Source organism: Pseudoalteromonas sp. MM17-2, from assembly GCF_022347945.1.
GTDB lineage: Bacteria > Pseudomonadota > Gammaproteobacteria > Enterobacterales > Alteromonadaceae > Pseudoalteromonas > Pseudoalteromonas ruthenica.
The window spans coordinates 129334-150859 of sequence record NZ_JAKRFV010000002.1 but is presented as its reverse complement, the minus strand read 5'-3'; the positions used below and the strand labels follow the sequence as shown (position 1 = coordinate 150859).

The window sequence follows — 21526 nt, the reverse complement described above, 5'->3', positions numbered from 1 at the left end:
ATCCTTAATCGTTATCACCCGCCGAAGTGGTCGGCAACTCAAGTGCCAGCTCATTGATAAAGTCGTTTTTCAACTCATCGGTAATGGCTTTAACCTGGGTGTGCACTTCACGTACCTGCTCTTCGTTATCAAGTAATGCAGTGGCCAAATCACTTTCAATTGCTGCAATCGCCGCTTTAGTGTCACTGATCCCTTGTAGCATACGCTCCTTAGTGGCGCTTGCTTGCTCATCATCAAGGTAATCGTCGAAACCCACTAACGCGGGCTCACCCTGACGTTGACCCACGACTAAGGCTTCAAAGGCGAGCAAGTTGGCCTTGATATTCGCCAATGAACTTTTAGCATCGAAGCTCTCTACATCCTGTGGGCATGCAGAAGTACCACAGGAGTTAGGTAAAATGCCTATGGGCTCTGCCAACTTTTTATCTTTGACCACTTCGGTTAAATAAAACATTGCATCGGAGATGTGATTCAGGGCGCTATGGGCAGATTCAAACTGCGACCCGCTTTGCCCCGCTGATTTGAGCTCAGCAGCAAAGCCATTGTCGCCCTGCCATTTTTCCAATAGTTCAGTGCTGGAGTTGTGCACATCCATCGCTGCGGTGACAGCATATTCACAGCGCGCCACTTTACGCGCCAGCACCGTGCGGCTATTCCAATCCGCTAAGGCATCATTGGCAACGCTACAATGGTGATCATACTGCTCATTAAAGAGCACATGTTGCAACGCAAAAAGACCCCGCCGTGTGGCGGTACGGGCACTGATATCGTATGGTCGCTCAGGGTCGTTATTAATGACGCCGTCTTGGTGGTACACCACATCTTGGTCAATGCCACAGCGGCTAATAGCAGGCCACGAATAAATGCGGTTACGCAGCTCGCCGTTGTTGGTCAAAAGCGGTCCCATTTGCATCATTTCCACCTGCTGCCAAGCGCCCATGGCATCTAACCATGCATCTTGGGCTTCAAGCATGGCCATTTGCGCTTGCTCCGAGCTACTTTGTACGCTGGCTTTTTCCAGCTCACAATAACTGGCAATCGCACTTTGCTGCGCTTGTGCTTGCTGATGAAATAAAGTAAACGCCGGGGTGATCACGTTATCAACTAAACTTGCCACCAGCGCCGCTTCATCAAAGCTGGTCGGCTCGGTCGGTGAGGTTGGCTCACCGCTGCCACTGTCATTAAAACCGGCGCCTTGCGAGCTTGAGGTGCTCTCACCACAACCGCCTAGAGCGAATGCCACAGCGAGGGCCAGAGCGCCCTGCTTGAGGATTGCTTTTTTCATTCTACCTTCCCACTTGCTAGGTTTCCCACTAGGGGATTTAAACGACAAAAAGGCTAGCATTAAGCCGAGGCCTAAAAGCTAACCTTTTATGATCTTTATGCTGGCCTTAGGCCATGCAACTGAGCCTTACCAGTTGGCAACATTCTCAGCGTTGAAGCCGTATACTTGTTGCATCAAGTCACGCGCTGTTTCTAGGTCAGCCTTGTATGCGGCAATGGCATCGGCGTCGCCTGTGACTGGTGCGTCACCAAATAGCGCGTGTAACTCGGCGAACTTACCAGCATTGGCATCGTCATTAAAAGGAGAGAATGGGCTGAACTGGAAGTTCAACGCAAAGCCTTTCATCTCACCAAAGTGCTTAGCTAAATCGGCAAAGTTGTCTGCGCTGTAGTCACCATCGCTAATTTCATCTAGATCAGCCAACGTATCGTTGATGTAGTGCACAACCGTAGCCGCAACCGCCTTTTCCCAATTGGCAACGGCGATATCACGGTGCGCCAATAACTCATCCATTTGCGCGTCGCTAAGCTCGCTGCCGACATTATCGTTGATGATTTTACGTCCACCGATAAAGGCGTTCATCGCTGCTGCAGTGAAATCCGTGGTCACTGTCGCGCCACGGTCACGCTTAGCGGCATTCGTTGAGTTACCCCAGTTATATTCGGCAGCTAGGTCAATCTGACCATTGCTGTCGTAATCATTGTAACCATTAGCAAAACCATCACGGCCGCCCTTACCGGCGATTTCATCGTCGCTGTACTCTAGGTAGTTGCGCGCTGCACCGAAATAACCAAACCCTTCATCAAACTGGTGCTCAAGCGTGGTGTATAAACCACCGTCTTTTTGCGCCACGATATTGTCGGTGGTCAGACCCTCATCAAGGTAGTCATCAGTGCCTTGAGAGAACATCAATGCGCCTAGGGTATGCTTTTGAATAAGCTGATTGAGGTCAAGACCGGCTTCGGTAATGTACAACTTCGTGATTTGGTTGCCCGCTGGGTCAACCAACAGCTCGCCTGCATTGTATTTATCAATGTTTGCCGCTAGCAGGCCGAAATAATGAAACACTAACCCTTCAGGTGTTGCGGCCTGAGCACCAAATTCGCTCCATCCCACAAAGCTGCCGGCTGCAAGCCAGTCTTTATGCATTTTCGCTGCGTCTGCACCAGCGACTTTGCCGCTAAGCTCTTTACCTGATGAAGAGATTTGAGCAAAAGAGTTTTGCTCTGTCTCAATACCATCAGCGAAGTTAAGGCTGCCGTCTTTGATGGCTTCATAGTCACCCCACAATGCCATCAACTGCGCTTTTACTGCATCGCCGGTCAAGCTGTTAGTGGTTACAAAGTCACCAGTGAGTTGGCCAATGTAGTTTTTGATTTCTGCGCTTAAGGCATGGCGAGCGATCTGTCCGGTGTAGCTCACCGAGGAACCGCTTCCTAGTTTAGAATCGAACTCATAAAGGTTAACACCTGCTTCAGGAGCCACATCGGCAACCGTTACGGTTAATTCTTTTGCAAAGCTTAAACCACCCGCATCGGTCACTGTGACGCTTACGCTAACCTCAGTTTGCTGCTCGTAGTTCAGAGCAATACCATCTTTAAGCTTGAGGGTATTGCCGTCAACAATTTCAAAACGCGCTTCATCAGCGCTCAGCGTATAGGTAAAACCAGAATCAGCGTCATCAGTGGCACTCAACGCGCCTACTTCAGCGCCCACCAAATCGTCATTTACCGACGTGTTAGACAAGCTGATGTCGGTAGGAGCTGTATTTGTTGGTTGTTCTGGGGTGGTGTTATCTGATGAATCTGATGAACCACCGCAGCCAGTTAAACCTAGGGTGGCAGCTAGCACGGCACTAGCAACTAAAGATTTACGCAATGTCATGTTGTTATCCCACTAAAGATGTGAATCATTCTCATTTTAATTGCTGTCATTATAGGGATACTCAAATAACAATCAATGGTATTTGTAAGTTTTTTTAAAATCACAAATTAAAATAAATTAAACAGGTACGTAAGAAACCCGCTGAGGGCTCACACTGTTCACATCACCGATGTGAGCATACTTAATTGAGACGCGAATAAGCGCTGCGCGCACGAGCAATCGTATATAAAGGATAACAACCGGACGACAATTAGGATGGACTGGCTAAAGACATAAGCCGAAATGCTGGCTCAGCGCCAAAGGCGCCGAGCCGTGGTATGTATGTCAGTGATGTGCTATTACACCACCTCCAGCGTGTTTGGTTTTTTACTGAAAAATAGCGTTAGCACAATAAGTGCCATTGGGAATAGCAGCAGATTCACGTAGGCAAACACCATCGTCAGCTGCAAAGTAGCAATAATGAGTAGCATGATTGCGAAGACTTTTAGCAACACTTGATCACGAGCTGTCTCAACCAGCAAGATAAGCGCCAAGGCAATAGCGAAAACGCTGTACAGTAACAAGCAACCACCGGCAATAAATAGGGCAACAACCGCACTATTTGAAAACGTATCAGGCTGCATCTCTTGGCCTGTTATCGCAAAGAACAGATCAAAAAGTATGGTGGCGTGAAATATAGCGACAATACACGCCAAGATGATGAGCATTGTCCGCGCCAAGCGCAAACTCAAATGATTTTTTAATACTCTCGCCAGGGTCCAATAAATATAGATCTCAAGCGCACCAATCACCATAAACAAGGCATCGGACCAAGACAGACTATAAAGGTCTTGTTGAAATGCGGTGTCAAAGCCATCAAACGCGTGGCCATATAGGTTACTCCAATATAGTGGAAATAGAATCGCTAGCAATACCGTAGCGATAGCCGGGATAACGAGATCACGGTTTAACATATCTGCTCCTGAGATTTTATTTATCATTATCTAAGTAATCAGCATCACGCTCGTAGACCAAAATATCACCGGGCTGACAGTGCAATACATCACAGATCGCAGCCAAGGTGCTAAAGCGAATCGCCTTTACTTTGCCATTTTTGAGTAAAGATAAGTTGGTCATCGAAATGCCTATTCTTTGCGACAATTCAGTGAGTGACATCTTTTTCTTTGCTAACTCAACATCAAGGTTTATGCGTATTTTCATACTGATTAAATTACGACCAAAAACAATGTTTGTCAAAATATATTTTACGATAAACATAAAATATTTAGATTTGAGCTGTTCGAGGGTGGTTCATTTTCAATGGCAGAAGCGTGGTTCAGCAGTGGTCATACACACCCACTCAGTGTTAGCATTAAAGGAACAGGGAAGTGTTAGGAATGTCGAATGCAGCAGCGTTTTCATTATATTGATAATCTACGGGGCTTAGCGTTATTACTTGGCGTCGTATTCCACGCCGCCTTGGCCTATGGCCCTTACTTTCACAATATGTGGCTGAGTGTCGACACCAACAAACATGTGCTGTTTGACTATCTCGCCTTGTGGACACACCTATTTCGCATGCCACTGTTTTTTGTTATCGCTGGGTTCTGTGCCGCTATTTTAGTGACTAAACGCGGTAACGGTCATTTTATTCGCAACCGCTGCAAGCGTGTGCTGCTACCCTTTGTTATTTTTTTACCACTGACGCTGCTGGTGCTATTTCAATTAATGGTATGGGGAGTAGAGTTCAATGATCATCCCCCGCCGTTAGTAAATCTGCTAATGGCTGTGAAAGAGCCGCAGATCAACACTATGCATCTATGGTTTTTATGGTACTTGATGCAATTCTGTGCACTGTTTTGGTTGCTGAATAAAAATCAGCGGTTAATAAGCAAGTTGCTTGAGGTGGTTGTTAAGCCGGTATTTATAGTGGTTGCGTTACCCGTTGTAATAAGTGCTGGGATGGCTCACTTAGTCGTGCCCTTCCCTGCTCCCCACACCTTACAGCCGCAACTTTGGGCTTATTGCACCTATGGGCTTTTGTTTATGCTAGGTGCAAGTTTATACCACCACCACAATACCGTATTAGCAGCGCTGCGTTATTTTAAGCCGCTCGTGCTCATTGCATGTTTAACCGTGGGCGCGTATTTTTACCTATTACCTGAAGCACCGAGCCTTGAGCAAGTCAGGATTGCCGTAAATACCGGTGAAACTCGCGTAGCGCATATCAACCTGTGGTTAGTTGTAGTACAAACCCTCGCCATATTAAGCTGCACCGCTGTGGCATATTTAGCGGGCTATCGCTGGCTGAACCAATACAATGAATTTAGCCGCTACATCTCCGACGCCTCCTATTGGATTTATCTTATGCATATTCCAGTATTAATGTGCGTGCAAATACCGCTCAGCAATACCCTACTTCCAGCCTTCGCCAAGTTCACTATTTCACTTAGTACCACGTTGTTGATAGGTTTTATCAGCTACCATTTCGGCGTGAGATATACCGTGCTAGGGGTATTGTTAAATGGCACCAAGGCAACGCCTATGCAAAGCAAGGTGATGGATTCACCGCGCTAGGAGGTATCTGCCGTCGTTCTTGTTGTGCTAATGCCGCAAGGCGAGTAAGGCAGTGTCTGTATTTGGCTAGTCTAAGCCAAGGGTTTTGCCTTTGATAAACGGTAATGTGATGGTAAAGCGTGCCCCACCGAGAGGACTGTCGTCGACACTGATCTCTCCTTGGTGCCAATGAACGATTTTGCCACATATAGCTAAACCAAGGCCGTAGCCCCCAGTGCGTTTGTCACGGCTTTTATCCAAACGAATGAATGGTTTAAATATATCTGCTCGTTTACTATCAGGGATCCCCTCGCCATCATCTTCGACACTGATGATACATTGCTCCTCGCTGGCTTGGAGGCGCACTTCTATACGACTGTGGGCATGTTTAATGGCGTTGCCTAAAATATTTTGAAATGCACGGCTGATAAAGTGTGGATCGCAACGATACAAATTAGGCTGCTCATAAATTACTGAGATTGCAATTGCGCTGTCAAAATTGAGCTTGTCTACCAGCGATTCCATCAGCTCGTTCAAATCCACTAAATGAGATTCTAAACTCGGACTTTGCGCGTCCAAGCGCGCGTAATGCAGCATTTCACTGACTAAATTTTCCAGCTCGGTAACATCACCGGTCATCGACTGCACATACTTGCGCTGTTTTTCATCGGCGCCCTGCTCAACCATTGCCAAGGCAAATTTAAGACGCGCTAGAGGGGTGCGAAACTCATGGGATACGGAGGAAGTCAGTTCACGTTGTGCGTCTAGCAAGCTGTGAATACGTCGCTGCATCACTTGCAGCGCATCGGTAATGGGCAATAAAAACGAGCGGCCAATGTCACTGACCTGAAACTCGCGGCGGCCATCCACTTCGGCACAGGCTTCGCTGAGCTTATTAAAATCCCGCCACAACATGAAGCTCCACAGCCCCACCGGCGCACCAACAACCAAGAGCACTAACAGGTACGGCCAAAAGAAGCCTTCTTTTTCAGGCTTTTCCAAGCGTACGGGGCCCACTTGTAAAAGCTGTAAGTCGCCTACAGGAACATACCAAATAAGATGCTCATTGGCGTCATACACATGCACAGCTTCTTTGTTATCGATCCGTATTTGTAGCTCAACAGGCAAGGCAATGGCACCACTGTCGATGGTGCGCATAGGATAGTGACTTTGGATATATTGACGCCCTAATGGGCTTTGTGCCAGCGCTTTGAAGTTATGGCCTAACTCCAACGCTAACGGAGTCGATTGTTCATCAACGGGCCACAGGCGCTCGATTACGCCGGTCACCAACACTAAGGATACGATGATATATAGATAAAGGCTGACGAACAGTTTGCCCAAATTAGTTATTCACTCCACGCATCGCTTACAAACAGGTAACCCTGACCCCATACCGTTTTTATTCTATAGGGTTTATCACTATTATCACCTAGTTTTTTGCGTAATCGTGAAATTCGTACATCAACCGTTCTATCTAAACCATCGTACTGACGGCCAATCATTTGTTCGTGTACATATTCGCGGCTCAGTACATCACCAGCATTGCTTGCCAGTAACCACAATAGCTCGAACTCATGAGAGGTCAGCGATACTTCCTGCCCTTTCAACGTCACAATACGGCTATTTTTATCAATTTTCAGCTCGCCAAAAGTGACACTTTGCACGCTTTTATCTTGCTCTTGGGTGCGTCTTAACAATGCGGTAATACGCGCCAGCAGCACCCGAGGCTCTGCAGGTTTTATCACATAGTCATCTGCACCTAGCTCAAGACCGATAACCTGGTCAAAATCTTCGCCTTTGGCAGTCAACATTAAAATGGGTAGCGCGTACTTATCACGTACTTCGCGGCACACAGTGAAGCCATCCTTGCCTGGCAGCATGACATCTAAAATCATTAAATCCACTTTGTGTTTACTAAGGTAGTCCATCACCTCGTCACCGCGAGACAGCACTGCGACATGTAAATTATTCTGTTGCAGATAGTCTCGGGTTAGCTCTTGTAGAGCCAAATCGTCCTCAACTAAGAGTATGTTCGCCATGTGCCAACTCCTGAATTAAAAAAAACTCCACACCGAACGTAAGCGCCGACGCGAGCTTTGCATCGTTTGCAGTTCCAGTTGGGTATCTACGACTAATTCGCCGGTTTGTGCATGGGTAAGGGAGTATATGGCCGGTAACTGAACCTTGGCTTTATACTGCCACTGCCCTTGCCGTTGGTCTTGCCAGCATTGCAAGGTTCGCTCGTTCTCGCGCAAGCAAACGGGCATCGCTTGCGGTAGTTGCCAGCGGATATGCATGGCCGTTTCGCATGCCTGCCCCTTTTCGGCAACCACACAGTATTGCGGAGCAATCACCAACGCCGTATCACTTAGCGTAAGCGTACTGCTAAGTTGCATGGCATTAACTAAAGTCGCTGCAAAAACGGCGCTGATCATATTAAAATACGTGCTTGAGGCCAATAAAGGCCGTTACTGCGCTCGACTCCTCAAACAAGGGACTATCATTGGCTAAGCTATGGTAGTCAATATAACCCACATGAAAGCGCAGCGCATTGCGCTTGTTCAATATAAAGCTGACATCAATGTTGGCATAGGGCTGTAAAGTGCTGCCTAGGCTCAACGCATCTAGCCCGGTCACCTCTTGCTGTTGTAGGCCATAAAAGTAGGTATTCATTTCTGCATTAGCGTACTTGATACCCACCGTCGGTTCGACGATCCACCGCTGCATACGATAACTGTTACGCCAACTAATATCCGCGCGCCAACCATTATAGACACTGGTGGTATCCGCCAGTGCATTAACGGTGACTTGCCCGGCGCTGGAAAAGTAATGGTACTCCAAGCCTACATCTAATGCCCACTGACGCTTTCGTACATCGTGAATATCAACGACCCGTGGGCCATCCATCTCCGTACTAGCGAAAGAATTCCCTTGTAAAGCGAAGACGCGGCTCGGGTGCCAATCAACAAAAAAACGGGTTTCAGAGTTAAATTCAGTGACGATACTAAGCACATGTTCGGAGTGTTCAACAAAGGTGTAGCCTAGTTGCGCATTGTCAAAGTACCAAGACTCGCCATAATATGCGATATCGGGGATAAGTATTAATGGCAGATTATCACCACCATGAAGTGGATTGGTCATGCTGCCGTAGCCGATGTTAACGCCGACATGCCACTGATTTAGCGCGACTTCCTCACCTCGTGCCGACGGCGCGCTAAACACCGCAGCGATCAGAAACATAGCCAATAGTCGACTGTGCGTGCCAAGCATAGATCACCCCTAAATTAAACGTCTCGACATGCTAGCAACACCCTTTTAACAGATCAGCAATAATTACAATCATTCACAAATTGCGTCCTTTTGATCACGCTTATAGAACCGATAGTGAATGCACTTAGGCATTATTTCAGTTGCGCTGCCAATTGCCAACATGCACCTAGTACTGATTCACTTAAACGGCGCTGTTGCGCGACTAAACCTATTTCAAAGGGCGGTGGCGCATCGTCCACATTTAAGATCTGCACGCTCTGTGCAAATGGACTATTTTCTAACACCACCTGAGGAATTAGAGCAACACCCAACCCCAAGGATACCATAGAAACCAATGCCTCGTGACCGCTGACTTGCGCATAAATAGGCGGTTGTATACGCCGCTTTCGCCACCAGCTGATTAGTCGGGTACGGTTCTCCCCTTGCTCAGGAATAATAAAAGGCAGTTGCTGCCAAGGAATGGAAGGTGAGTTAGCCACTTGACGACTGATATCGCACGGTGTTTTAGGAGCAATAAATACTAATTGCGACCACCCTAGGCGGCGAAAAGCAATTTGCGCGGGTAACTTCGCCGGTTTAGCGGCGATAGCCACATCTTCATGGTGATCCAACACACGTTCTAGCGCATAGGCAGGGTCTCCGGTATGCAGCTTTACTTCGACGCCGCAATAACGTTCGCGCACAGCACTTAATAACGGGTGTAAAAAACTATACGCGGCACTGACCGAGCAATAAATACTCAGCGCTCCTTGAAGCTCCTTCGCACCATGTAAACTAGCCTTTAGCTGTTGCCACTGCATCAACGTATTTTTCGCGTAGGTGATGAAATGCTCACCGGCATCGCTCAGCGCCACTTGACGATTGTCTCTGATAAACAACTTGGCACCTAACAGCTGCTCTAACTGCTTTATATTACGACTCAGCGTTGGTGCACTGATATAGCAGCGTTCACTAGCACGGCCAAAATGCAAGGTCTCCGCCAAGGCTAAAAAATATTCCAACTGTTTATGATGCATAACACTTTCCAGCATTTCATATTATGAAACACAGTAATACAAATATATCATTTTACGCAATATAAAAAGTGACCTACATTCTCTAGCAATGACTTTTCAAAGTGCAGCAATTTTTTATTCAAGGATTTAACCATGGCAAACTATTTCAATACCCTGTCTCTGCGAGAGCAATTGGCTCAATTAGGTCAATGCGAATTTATGGACAGCAGTGAGTTCAGCGACGGTGTCGATGCATTAGTGGGGAAGAAGCTCGTGATTGTCGGTTGTGGTGCGCAGGGACTCAACCAAGGCCTTAATCTCCGGGACTCAGGTTTGAACGTAAGCTATGCACTGCGTGATTCTGCTATTGAACAACAGCGTCAATCATTTTTAAATGCCAGTGAAAACGGCTTTATCGTCGGGACTTACGAGGAACTGATCCCAGACGCTGATTTAGTGCTTAACCTAACGCCAGATAAGCAACATAGCAGCGTCGTGGAAAAGGTCATGCCACTGATGAAACAAGGCGCAACTTTGGCCTATTCTCATGGCTTTAATATCGTTGAGGAAGGTCAACAAATTCGCGATGACATCACCGTGATCATGGTGGCGCCGAAATGCCCAGGCTCTGAGGTACGAGAGGAATACAAACGTGGTTTTGGTGTACCGACACTCATTGCTGTGCACCCAGAAAATGACCCTGAAGGCAAAGGTTTAACACAAGCGAAGGCCTATGCGGCAGGCACCGGAGGCGATCGCGCTGGGGTGCTGCTTTCTTCTTTTGTCGCCGAGGTAAAATCCGACTTAATGGGCGAGCAAACTATTTTGTGTGGCATGTTACAAACCGGTTCACTATTGTGCTTTGATAAAATGGTCGAAAAAGGCATTGACGCTGGTTACGCATCCAAGCTCATCCAATATGGCTGGGAAGTGATCACCGAAGCCCTCAAACATGGTGGCGTTACCAACATGCTCGACCGCTTAAGTAACCCTGCCAAGCTGAAAGCCTTTGCTCTAAGCGAAGAGCTAAAAACGATTATGCGCCCGCTTTATAATAAGCACATGGATGACATTATCAGCGGCGAATTTTCCAAAGGCATGATGGCCGATTGGGCCGAAGACGACACTAAATTACTTAATTGGCGTGAGCAAACAGCGCAATCCGCCTTTGAAAAACAACAAAATAGTGACGTGGAAATAGCTGAACAAGAGTTCTTCGACAACGGGATCTTAATGGTCGCCATGGTGAAAGCCGGCGTTGAGCTGGCGTTCGAAACGATGACTGCAGCGGGTATCAAAGCAGAGTCTGCGTATTATGAGTCACTGCATGAAACACCATTGATAGCCAACACCATCGCACGGAAGAAGCTCTACGAAATGAACCGCACTATCTCTGATACGGCAGAGTATGGCTGCTACCTATACAACCATGCTTGCTTGCCATTACTGCAACCCTTTATGGCGAATATTGACACCGACGTCATCGGTCGAGGCCTAGATAGCCAAGATTTAGGCGTTGATAATCAAGCGCTGATCCAAGTCAATGATGCACTGCGCGCTCACCCGGTCGAGCAAATTGGTGGCGTACTGCGAGGCTATATGTCGGCCATGAAGAAAATTGTATAACCCGTTCGCTTGTTAGAAGCCAAGCCCAGCTGCTTTGCACTGGGCTTTTTTTATTGCAGCGGGTAGAATTATCTTAACCTACTTATTGTTGCCCTAAAGTTGTATGAAGCTAGCTCAACTCACAATTCGCCAAAAAGTCACGCTACTGGCCTCGTTTATTGCCATCGTAGTGGCGGCCATTATTGGCTCCATTTCACTGTATAGTGCTAAACAGGCTATTGCCGAGCGCATGCTCCACTCCGAGTTACCCGCTAAAGTTGAAGCCATCAATAACCATATCAGTAACGAGATTAACACCCTGCTCAATGCCAGTGAACAGCTAGCTAGCAGCGCTATGGTGGCGCGTTGGGCGCAAACCCAAGGACGCGCCGATGACGCCCTGCTAATTCAGCAGTTGCAGCAAGTCGCACAACAATATGATTTAGCCACTGCCTCTTGGGCTAACCGCAATAGCGGCGAATACTGGAATCAAGACGGCTTTTTACGCGTCCTCACTGCTGAGCAAGACGGTTGGTTTTTCGCTTTTAAAGACAGTGCACAGCCCCGCTCTATTAGCATTTATCAAGAAGCCCCAGGCGATGTGAAAATGTTCGTCAATTACCAGCAAGTGGGCGGACTTGGACTGTCTGGCCTGGCGAAAAGTATTGATGACATGCAGCAGATGCTTGAGCGCTTCACAATCGAAAAGTCCGGCTTTGTTTATGTAGTTAACAGCCAAGGCTTAGTGCAGCTGCACCCTGACGCAGCACTGGTCGCCAAAGCCACACTAGAAGATATTTATCAACAACCGGTAAGCACAGCGCTACTGGGCAATGAGTTTGCGATCACTGAACTCAACCTGCACCAAAGTGACTACTTTGTTGCCGCCAGCCCGATCACTAATACCGATTTGTACGTTATTGCTCAAGTCCCTGCGGATGAAGTCTTTGCCAGTGTCAATGCGCTAATGTGGCAGATTGTTATGATTTCCATCGTCGTTGCAGCGTTGATGTGTGTGGCTGGGTTTGTATTAGCAACGAATATTACTGCCCCCATTAAAGACATTGCTCGACGCTTTATTGAGCTTGGGCAAGGGCAAGCACGCTTAGATCATCGTTTTGATACCCTGCGTCAACCCGAGCTGCGCGAGCTCACCAGCGGATTTAATGAGTTTTTATCGAAAATAGACAATGCGATTAAAGCGGTCGCACAGCAAAGCCAACAGGTCGGCCACAGCGCTAGCGAGTTGCGCCAGCAAGCCGGTGCTCAAGCCAGTTCGCTAGAGGAACAAAAGCAGCAAACAATTAGTGTAGCAACGGCTGCAAACCAAATGGAAGCCACGGTTGCAGAGATAGCCAACAACGCCGCTAGTGCAGCCTCGCTCACTGCGGAAGGGCAACAGCATAATGAGTTTAATCGCACTCAAGTAGCCGATGCACTGGCGCAAATAAACAGTCTCGCCCAAGGTGTAGAGCAAATGAGCGAAGAGTTGCAAGAGTTAGTCGCCAAAACCTCAGAAATATCCGATGTGGTCAGTGCCATAACGGGAATATCCGAGCAAACTAACTTACTGGCGCTAAACGCAGCGATTGAGTCTGCCCGCGCTGGTGAACACGGCCGAGGCTTTGCCGTTGTCGCTGATGAAGTCCGCGCGCTAGCAAGTAGAACGTCTAGCTCCACGGCACAGATTCAACGCACTATCGATAGCCTTAACGATTCGGCCAACAATATGGTGGCGCGTATGGAGCAAGCCCGTTCAGGCGCGCTGCGCAGTGTTGAAATTATGGAGCAAAGCAGCACCCTGCTAAATGATAACGCCAAAGCTAGCGAACAAATTAACGACATTACCACGATTATTGCCACCGCGACGGAAGAGCAAAGCTCGGTAATGAGTGATGTAAGCCGACAAGTTGAAATGATCAGCAGTGCCAGTGACGCTATCGCCATGCAAAGCGCCGATGTCAAAGCCACAGTCACGACCTTGCACGAATGTGCAGAGCAGCTTGATGCGTTAGTGGCAAGCTTTGATAAGCGCTAACACTCATCATTTGTAACAATTTAGCGCCCTAATGCTTGCCTCTCGGTCTATAATTAACCAATATGTTGTTGATTGTAGACCGAGGTTTTCGGTAGGAGGTAACAATGCGGTGCTTATCTTTGCTGGCCTTTATATTGTTGTTGGCAGGCTGTAGCAGTACTGAGCAATCACACCTGCCACCGCCGCCGGTGAATTTGACCTACCATCCCGAGCTTCAAGCCTTGCCTGTTGAAAGCATGGACGATATTTTCAACCTCAACAGCGATATGAAAGCACAACTCAATCAAGCCTTCGCTTCGCGTTTTGGTGACTTAAGTGCAACCAAGCGCTTAATTATGTTCCTACTCAATAATGGCGATAAGAGTTTGCGTTATCAAAGTGGTGCTACACTGACTGCTCAGCAAACCTATAACCAGCTCAACGCTAATTGCTTATCCTTGTCTATTTTGGCCTTCAGTATGGCCGAGCATTTAGGCTTAGAAGGTGAATTTCAACGCGTACATATCCCCGAATATTGGGCCCTCGACAAAGGCTACAACCTGCTCACCGGCCATATCAATTTAAAATTACGCATGCCGAAAGTGCGCCGCAGCGATGTCATTAACCTTTATGACAACCAAGGCGCTATGCTGGTTGACTTTGCGCCAGATATCTCCGGTGACAACTTCAAAACCACAACCATCAGCAAAGAGCGTGTAGCAGCCATGTTTTATAACAATAAAGGGGCGGCGGCGTTGGTGAATAACAAGCGTAACGAGGCGTTCAGTTATTTCCTGGCGGCTACACAGATGGACCCAAGCTACTCTGGCGGGTGGGGTAATCTCGGTATCTTATTTCGGGTGATCGAGGATTATCAGCGCGCCGAGCAAGCGTATGACTATGCCTTATTAGCCGACGCGAACAATAATACAGCAGCGGGTAATTTAGCCATTTTGTATCAACTTACTGGGCGTCAGCAACAGGCTCAAGAAATTGAAACCGCGTTGGCAAATAAACGCAAAACTAACCCTTATTACCAAGTGGCCCTTGGCAATGAAGACATTGTAAAGAAACAATATAGCCAAGCTTTAGCGCATTTCCGCAAGGCCCGTGAGTTAGACGGACGCATGCATGAGAGCTACTTTGGACTGGCGCGTACCTATTACCTTATGGGCGATATCAAAGCCGCACGCAAGCACCTCACAATGGCACATCAGCGCGCGCAGTTTAAGTATGATAAAGAACGCTATCGCGGTAAGCTGGCAGCACTGAATTTAGTTGCCAGTAATCGATGAGCAAATACGGATGGCTTATTTTGATGTTGTCGCTGAGCTCTGGCGCTTCAGCGACAAACTGGCAAGATGATATCACCTATTTGTCTAGCCCGGCATTGGCGGGACGAAAAACAGGCTCAGCGCCGAGTAAGCTCGCTCAACAGTATATTGTTCAGCGTCTCACCGAGCTAGGTTATCGCACTGAGCGCGCTGGCTTCTCTTTTACAAGTGGTTTTTTTGCCAACACGCAAGGCATTAACATCTTTACCAGCGAATGCCAGACCCGCTGTTTAGTGATCAGTGCGCATTATGATCATCTCGGCCGCCATGGTCAGCGCTACTACCCAGGAGCCAATGATAATGCCTCAGGAGTCGCTGCCCTGCTGTACTTAGCGCAGCAACTGCAAGCCATGAAAGAGCAAATTATTTTTGTCGCCTTTGATGGCGAAGAGCAAGGCCTGCATGGGGCCAAGCATTTTGTCGAAACTCAGCCTGCGCAGCGCCTGTATACAAACTTAAACCTCGACATGCTGAATTTAACCAACGCTCGCAGCAGATTGTTCGTATACGCGCCACATAAAATGTGTGCAGCGGCAAAGCATAGCTTAATCAACAGCCCAGTAAAACTCAGTGTAGTGCGCTCGGGAAGAAGCATTAATCGCCGCTTGGGGAAAAACATCACCGATTGGCGCCGGGCCAGTGATCACTATGCCTTTTTGCGCCAAGGGATTGCGGCAATATTTATAACCGCAGCAGAAGATAAGCATTACCACAGCCTTGAAGATACCTTCGAGCATATCAACAAAGCGCGTTATCAAGCTACATTGCCCATGCTAGCGCAGTTTAGTCGCGCTCTACTCACTAAGCAGTGTCAGGCTGTAGCGCATCCATAATAGCCGCCGCATAATTATCGGTAGTGGCGATAAAGTGGGCTTTCGTTGCGCGACGCATTTTTTTTACTTGCCATTCCAGCTTACAGGCGTCACTGCGTGAGCCAACTGGAGTCGCAAAAATGAGTGATAACGGTCCTTTGCCACGTAAATTCTTAGCCCCTTTACCCTGCTGATGAGCCTCAAAGCGCTTTACAACGTCGTTACTCACGCCTGTGTACCAATGGTTATGACGTGTCTGTACGATATATAACCACCACCACTGATGACTTTCACTTTCTATAAAACTATTTGCCTTCGCGGCGGTCTGATGTAGCATTTGACGCTTTACCTTCAGTGCACAATAGGTATCATGCTAACAATAATTAATAAGGACTGATAAACGAACATGCAGTGGTTAAAACCGTATTCGCTGGCCGTAGCCGTAGTTTTGTCATGCAGTATTCTAAGCGCATGCTCTAGTTGGGTCTACCGCATTAACATTCCCCAAGGGAACTTTTTAGAGCAATCTGACGTGGATCAGCTTCGCGTTAATATGACCCGCGAGCAAGTATTGTTCGTGTTGGGTAAACCAGTTGCCGAAGATGCGTTCGACGACGACACTTGGCACTATCTATATGTATTTAACTTGGGCCGTAAAAACGAACAACGCAAGCAGCTTACGCTTGAGTTTGAAGACCAAAAACTCGCCCGAGTTATCTCTGACGACTACGAGCAACCAGAACAATTTAACACTCCTTTGGAGCAATAAACGCTCATAGGTGATACGTAATAGGCTCACAACTTGGACTCTTACGTTGTAAAAACGCGGCTTTCATGCCGCGTTTTTTAATTCCCTGCTCGCCAAGCGGCAATGTTACGCAGCTCCCGAGCCATAACCTGTCGTTCATGAACCAACAATGCCTGATATTGGCGCGCACTCACAGGCGTTATGCAACCATGATAAGTTCGCCTGTACTGGCTATATAAAGCGTCAAAAATGCTCGCGACTCGCGCTAGGTGAAAACCAGAAGTAACGATGTGTAAGCAAGCCTTTGCATGGCTTGCCAGCACTGGCTGACTAAGCAATGCATCCTCAAAGGTAAAGCGGCTCATCGTTGGCGCAAGCAGTGCCTCGCGCTCGACGCCCTGGGTTATTAAATGCTGCTGTTGAAGTGCGCTATGAGGCCAGGGTGATTGATTAAAGTGCTCACCAAAGCCGCCCGTGCACAGCACATGCGTCTGACCTTGGCTACTTAAACGATGATAGAGCTTAGCCGCATACTCTCCCCGGGCTCGAGCGATATCACTCAGTTGCCCGAAGCGGTCATTAGGTGCTCCGAGCACAACCACCACGGCGTAAGAAAGTCCGCCATCAGCGCTTTGCGCGCTACTCCTTGACTTTACCACCGGTCACTTTATTGGCGCGCCCCTCTTCTTTGGCTTTCTCCGCACGACGACGGCGAGCCTCTTTGGGGTCAGCAATAAGTGGACGATAGATTTCTACCCGGTCACCTTGTTTGAGCTCAGTATCAAGCTTGCAGGTGCGGTTCCACACCCCTAAGGTTAAGTTCGCCATGTCAATTTCAGGGCACTTATCAACGATGCCTGACTTCAGCACCGCTTCTTCTGCGGTACTGCCCTTAGGGATCTCCACCCGTAGGGTGGTGGCTTTGTCCGGCAGTGCAAACACCACTTCGACTTCAATCATGCCCGCTCCCCATAAACGACCTTGGCTCGTTGGGTAAACGCTTTTACCATATTTTTAGCTACATCATTGAAAATACGGCCAAAAGCCATTTCCACTAGCTTGCTCGCGAACTCAAACTCCAATTTCAGGCTGACCTTGCAAGCATGCTCATCAAGAGGCTTAAAATGCCAATGACCATGTAAGTGCTTAAAAGGGCCATCCACCAGCTGTAAGGCAATGGTATATGCTTGCTCATCGAGCTTGTTTTCTGTGGTAAACCACTTTTTTAAACCGGCCTTGGAAATTTCCAGACCGGCACGCATGGTATTGTTTCCCTGAGCAAAGACTTTCGAGTCGCTACAATGGGGCAAAAACTGCGGGTACGCGTCGACATCATTCACTAAGTCGAACATTTCTTGGCTGCTGTACATGACCAGCGCTGACTTTTCTATCTGGGGCATAACCTCTCCTCACAATAGCCGCAATTCTAGCAAGCTTTCGTAAGCGCCCCAAGTACCCTGTGCAAAACCAGAAAACTCACTTTATTCATTGAGCGCTAAGCAAAAAAATGATGTAAATACACAGACAATCAGTATAATGGCGACGTTATGGCAAAGAAAAAAACCGCAAAATCGACCTCAAATACCATCGCGCTAAATAAAAAAGCGCGCCATGAGTATTTTTTACACGATAAATTCGAAGCTGGCGTTGAACTACAAGGCTGGGAAGTAAAGAGTATCCGTGCCGGTAAGGTCAATATCTCGGAAACGTATATTCATATTAAAAACGGTGAAGCGTTTTTATTGGGGAGTCAAATTCAGCCCCTTAACAGTGCTTCGACACACACAGTGTGTGATCCGATGCGCTATCGCAAGCTGCTATTGAATAAGCGTGAAATTGACCGTCTTATTGGCGCAACCGAACGCGAAGGGTACTCGCTTGTTGCCACCGCTATGTATTGGAAAAAATGCTGGGTGAAACTGGAGTTCCACCTCGCCAAAGGTAAGAAAATGCACGATAAACGTGCTGATACCAAAGATAAAGATTGGGCTCGAGAAAAAGAGCGCACAATGAAACATAAAGTCAGATAAAAGCGAGCTCTAGCTCGCTTTTTTATTACCCTAGAAATCCCTCTTAAATTCAACACCTTACTTATCACCTTCAGTTGGCATTCAGCTAAATCACTGGTCAATAACAAATTTTATTACAAATTACCCCTAATAGGTCATTGCCAAATTCTTGTAAAGAATGTTAATCCTATGTTGTTTGCTTGATTCACGACAGTCACCCTAACTGATTGTTAATCAACGACGTGTAGACATACTCCATACCCGTAAGTCGGGAAGCTAAAAGGATTCTCTTGGCGACTCCTCACGCATTGACTGAGTATGCAGCCGTTTGCCCACGCCGATTGGCTTAGGTGTCTCTAGCAAATGTATTTAAGACAACTAAAAGTTTCCCTTTAGGAAACATAACAACAAGGATTTCAGGATGAGAAAGTTTACTCCGTGCACTGTGCGCACTGCCCTAAGCCTCGCTTTAGGCTCTGCTGCGTTATCCCTCCCCTCTGTTGCCAGCGCTAACGAAACCAGTGGTGAAGGTGTAGAACGAATAGAAGTCACTGGCTCGCGTATCAAGCGCACCGATATGGAAGGGCCGTCGCCAGTACAAAGCATTGGTAAAGAAGACATTGCCAATATGGGCTACGACAACTTGCAACAATTGCTAGAACGTATGCCTGTAGCCGGTAACGGCACCTTCTCTACTCGCGGCAACAACCAAGACTCAACCGCAAACGGCGGCGCCGCTGTTAGCTTACGGGGGCTGGGACCGGATGCCACTTTGGTGCTTATTAATGGCCGCCGAGTCGCCATCAGCGCCTTCGCCGAGAGCATCACCAATTCTTTTGTCGATATCAACTCGATTCCAGTATCAGCCATTGAACGTATCGATATCCTTAAGGACGGCGCCTCGGCCATTTATGGCTCAGACGCTGTTGCTGGGGTAGTGAACGTAATCTTGAAAAAAGACATTGAAGGGATTGAAATCAACCTTGGCTACGGAGAAACGACCGGCCCCGATTATGATGAAACCACTGCGAGTTTAGTATGGGGCACAACCAGTGATAAAGGCAGTGCGTCGGTGATTCTGGACTACTTTAAGAATACCGGTTTAGAGTCTGCAGAAATGGGTAAACTGGGTACCGCAAACCAAGCGCCTTATGGTGGCATGGATTTTCGTTCATCACGTGGTTTCCCAGGCTACTTTTACGTCAATGGTGAAAAGACTATCGACCCGAACTGTCCACCCGAGAGTGCCACCGCCAGTGGCAGCTGTTTGTTTGACTATGGTCCGTACGGTTTTATCACGCCTCCTGCAGAGCGCGTAGGCGCCATTGCTCAGTTTGATTACAATTTCGATAACGATATCACTGCGTTTTTAGAAATTGCAGCGCAGCACAACACCTCTGAAGCCGGTGGTGCACCAACACCACTTGATGAAGACGCAGGCCTTACCGTTCCGGGCTCCCACCCTAACAATCCGTTCGGACAAGACATTGAAATTGGTCGTTATCGTACTGTTGATGCGGGTCCTCGTCGTTGGGATATCGAGTCTGATACACTGCGCTTTGTAGCTGGCTTGCGCGGTGTGATCAACGACTGGGACTGGGAAGTGGCCGCGCAAAAAGGCCGCTCAAAGTCAGAGCAAACAGGCGATCGCTCTATGGGTTGGGTCCGTGTTGACTTCCTACAGCAGGAGATTGATGCCGGTAACTATAATCCCTTCGGCGGTGTCCAAAACGATCCGGCGGTGATTGACCGCATTACCACCAGCTTAGTGCGCCGTGGTGAGTCGCATATGACCTCTTTTGATGCCAGTATCAGTGGTGAAGCGTTCGAATTTAACGATGCCATGGTGATGATGGCTGCAGGTCTTGAGTACCGTGAAGAAGATGTCAGCGATGTGCCTGACGATCAGTTCCAGCGCGGCCTTATCTTTGGTACTGAGTCCGTCTCTGCCGCTGCAGAGCGTGACCAGTGGGCGGCTTATGTGGAGTTCTCCATTCCTCTGCGCGATGACTTAGAGTTGCAATTAGCCGGTCGTCACGATGACTACAGTGATTTTGGCTCTACCACTAACCCTAAGGTTGCCTTGAAATGGGCGCCTAGTGATGAGTTTTCCCTGCGTGGTTCATGGGCACAAGGCTTCCGCGCGCCGTCTTTGGCGCAGATCGGCCTAGGCCCATCAGAAGAAAGCCAATTCTTCGTCGATACCTATCGCTGTCAAGCCACCGGACAAGATTGCGATCTACTTGATTACAATATCGAGTTTGCTGGTAACCCAGACTTAGAAGCTGAAGAGTCTGAGTCTTGGAACGTTGGTGCTATTTGGGCACCCACCACCGATTTAGGTATCTCTGTTGATGTGTGGAGCATTGAACAGGACAACAAGATCGACGAGCAAGACTTCGGTATGATTTACAACACGCACTGTAACGATCAAAACAGCACCGTGTGTGTACGCTTGCCACCGGCCAATGGCGAGGCGCTAGGCGTTATTCAAACCGTCAATAGCACCTTTGAGAACGTCTCGTCACAAGAAGCGTCAGGGGTTGATTTATCAACCAACTACAGCATGGATCTTGCCGACATGGGGCTATTGAAGTTCAACCTTGAATGGTCTTACATGCATGAGTTCAACAAAGATGACCGTGAATATATTGGCGAGTACGAGTATCCCAAACACCGTGGCTTGTTTAGCACGAACTGGGAGTTCAACGACTTCAACGTCAATATGAATATCAGCTATATCGGTTCATTCGAGGACACGCCGGATATCGACTTCGATGGTAACCTGGATTTCGACACCGAGACTTCTCGTGATGTTGCCTCGCAAACCCTCGTCGATATTCAAGGTGCTTATCACATCAATGATGCAGTACGCGTATCTGTGGGTGTGAATAACCTCTTCGACGACGAGCCGCCATTTGCCATTGGCGATGGTGATTCTGACCTTTACGGTTATGTATCGTCTATCCATAACCCCCGTGGACGTTACGTATACACCAACTTAACGTGGCGTTTTAACTAAGCCAATC

General features: G+C 47.9%; 21 protein-coding genes. 8 read left to right on the top strand and 13 right to left on the bottom strand.

What is annotated here, in order from left to right; all coding sequences use genetic code 11:
* Positions 1–4: 4 nt before the first annotated feature.
* From MHM93_RS02345 to MHM93_RS02330, 4 genes are all read right to left on the bottom strand, one after another.
* Complete coding sequence (locus MHM93_RS02345) at positions 5–1285, bottom strand: imelysin family protein (protein ID WP_239447849.1); 1281 nt, start codon at positions 1283–1285, stop codon at positions 5–7.
* Positions 1286–1411: 126 nt separating this feature from the next.
* On the bottom strand, positions 1412–3169 hold the full coding sequence (locus tag MHM93_RS02340) for a DUF4856 domain-containing protein (protein WP_239447848.1): 1758 nt from the start codon (positions 3167–3169) through the stop codon (positions 1412–1414).
* Positions 3170–3507: 338 nt separating this feature from the next.
* The gene (locus MHM93_RS02335; protein ID WP_239447847.1) at positions 3508–4122 is read right to left on the bottom strand and encodes a hypothetical protein; all 615 of its coding nucleotides are present in this window, start codon (positions 4120–4122) and stop codon (positions 3508–3510) included.
* Positions 4123–4138: 16 nt separating this feature from the next.
* On the bottom strand, positions 4139–4369 hold the full coding sequence (locus MHM93_RS02330; RefSeq protein WP_045978285.1) for a helix-turn-helix transcriptional regulator: 231 nt from the start codon (positions 4367–4369) through the stop codon (positions 4139–4141).
* A gap of 183 nt (positions 4370–4552) precedes the next feature.
* Here MHM93_RS02330 and MHM93_RS02325 point away from each other — a divergent pair, with 183 nt between their 5' ends.
* Positions 4553–5725 (top strand): acyltransferase family protein, encoded by a 1173-nt coding sequence (locus tag MHM93_RS02325; protein ID WP_239447846.1) that lies wholly within the window; start codon positions 4553–4555, stop codon positions 5723–5725.
* A gap of 66 nt (positions 5726–5791) precedes the next feature.
* Here MHM93_RS02325 and MHM93_RS02320 read toward each other — a convergent pair whose 3' ends face one another.
* From MHM93_RS02320 to ilvY, 5 genes are all read right to left on the bottom strand, one after another.
* Positions 5792–7048 carry an ATP-binding protein gene (locus tag MHM93_RS02320; protein ID WP_239447845.1) on the bottom strand — a complete coding sequence of 419 codons (1257 nt, stop codon included), beginning with the start codon at positions 7046–7048 and terminating at the stop codon, positions 5792–5794.
* A 5-nt stretch (positions 7049–7053) separates the two neighbouring features.
* Positions 7054–7746 (bottom strand): response regulator, encoded by a 693-nt coding sequence (locus MHM93_RS02315; protein WP_022945728.1) that lies wholly within the window; start codon positions 7744–7746, stop codon positions 7054–7056.
* 15 nt (positions 7747–7761) lie between these two features.
* A complete protein-coding gene (locus MHM93_RS02310; protein ID WP_022945729.1) occupies positions 7762–8142 on the bottom strand; it encodes a DUF3019 domain-containing protein in 381 nt (126 codons plus the stop codon).
* 1 nt (position 8143) lies between these two features.
* Positions 8144–8977 carry a MipA/OmpV family protein gene (locus tag MHM93_RS02305; protein WP_239447843.1) on the bottom strand — a complete coding sequence of 278 codons (834 nt, stop codon included), beginning with the start codon at positions 8975–8977 and terminating at the stop codon, positions 8144–8146.
* A 131-nt stretch (positions 8978–9108) separates the two neighbouring features.
* Complete coding sequence (ilvY, locus tag MHM93_RS02300; protein WP_239409178.1) at positions 9109–9993, bottom strand: HTH-type transcriptional activator IlvY; 885 nt, start codon at positions 9991–9993, stop codon at positions 9109–9111.
* A gap of 132 nt (positions 9994–10125) precedes the next feature.
* On the opposite strand from ilvY, the gene ilvC reads away from it, so the two are divergent.
* From ilvC to MHM93_RS02280, 4 genes are all read left to right on the top strand, one after another.
* Complete coding sequence (ilvC, locus tag MHM93_RS02295; protein ID WP_239447842.1) at positions 10126–11598, top strand: ketol-acid reductoisomerase; 1473 nt, start codon at positions 10126–10128, stop codon at positions 11596–11598.
* Between the two features lie 103 nt (positions 11599–11701).
* Positions 11702–13615: a methyl-accepting chemotaxis protein gene (locus tag MHM93_RS02290; RefSeq protein WP_239447841.1), complete on the top strand. Its 1914-nt coding sequence runs from the start codon at positions 11702–11704 to the stop codon at positions 13613–13615.
* Between the two features lie 104 nt (positions 13616–13719).
* The gene (locus tag MHM93_RS02285) at positions 13720–14889 is read left to right on the top strand and encodes a tetratricopeptide repeat protein (protein WP_026111222.1); all 1170 of its coding nucleotides are present in this window, start codon (positions 13720–13722) and stop codon (positions 14887–14889) included.
* Positions 14886–15761 carry a M28 family peptidase gene (locus tag MHM93_RS02280; RefSeq protein ID WP_239447839.1) on the top strand — a complete coding sequence of 292 codons (876 nt, stop codon included), beginning with the start codon at positions 14886–14888 and terminating at the stop codon, positions 15759–15761. Before MHM93_RS02285 ends, MHM93_RS02280 begins: the two co-directional genes overlap by 4 nt.
* Here MHM93_RS02280 and MHM93_RS02275 read toward each other — a convergent pair.
* The gene (locus MHM93_RS02275; protein WP_022945735.1) at positions 15730–16077 is read right to left on the bottom strand and encodes a GIY-YIG nuclease family protein; all 348 of its coding nucleotides are present in this window, start codon (positions 16075–16077) and stop codon (positions 15730–15732) included. The genes MHM93_RS02280 and MHM93_RS02275 overlap by 32 nt on opposite strands.
* Positions 16078–16146: 69 nt before the next feature.
* On the opposite strand from MHM93_RS02275, the gene bamE reads away from it, so the two are divergent.
* Positions 16147–16509 carry an outer membrane protein assembly factor BamE gene (bamE, locus tag MHM93_RS02270; protein WP_022945736.1) on the top strand — a complete coding sequence of 121 codons (363 nt, stop codon included), beginning with the start codon at positions 16147–16149 and terminating at the stop codon, positions 16507–16509.
* Between the two features lie 77 nt (positions 16510–16586).
* Here the strand turns inward: bamE and MHM93_RS02265 are convergent, their stop codons facing one another.
* Genes MHM93_RS02265 through MHM93_RS02255 form a run of 3 tightly spaced genes read right to left on the bottom strand, consistent with a single transcriptional unit; the run spans position 16587 to position 17888 of the window.
* Entirely contained in the window at positions 16587–17147 is a 561-nt protein-coding gene (locus tag MHM93_RS02265; RefSeq protein WP_239447837.1) for a YdcF family protein, read from the bottom strand.
* Entirely contained in the window at positions 17128–17448 is a 321-nt protein-coding gene (locus MHM93_RS02260; RefSeq protein ID WP_022945738.1) for an RnfH family protein, read from the bottom strand. Before MHM93_RS02260 ends, MHM93_RS02265 begins: the two co-directional genes overlap by 20 nt.
* Positions 17445–17888 carry a type II toxin-antitoxin system RatA family toxin gene (locus MHM93_RS02255; protein ID WP_239447835.1) on the bottom strand — a complete coding sequence of 148 codons (444 nt, stop codon included), beginning with the start codon at positions 17886–17888 and terminating at the stop codon, positions 17445–17447. The genes MHM93_RS02260 and MHM93_RS02255 overlap by 4 nt, the downstream gene beginning before the upstream one ends.
* 147 nt (positions 17889–18035) lie before the next feature.
* Here MHM93_RS02255 and smpB point away from each other — a divergent pair, with 147 nt between their 5' ends.
* Positions 18036–18518 (top strand): SsrA-binding protein SmpB, encoded by a 483-nt coding sequence (gene smpB, locus MHM93_RS02250; RefSeq protein WP_022945740.1) that lies wholly within the window; start codon positions 18036–18038, stop codon positions 18516–18518.
* A gap of 400 nt (positions 18519–18918) precedes the next feature.
* Positions 18919–21519, top strand: coding sequence for a TonB-dependent receptor (locus MHM93_RS02245; RefSeq protein ID WP_239447833.1), 2601 nt, complete (start codon positions 18919–18921; stop codon positions 21517–21519).
* Positions 21520–21526 lie beyond the last annotated feature (7 nt).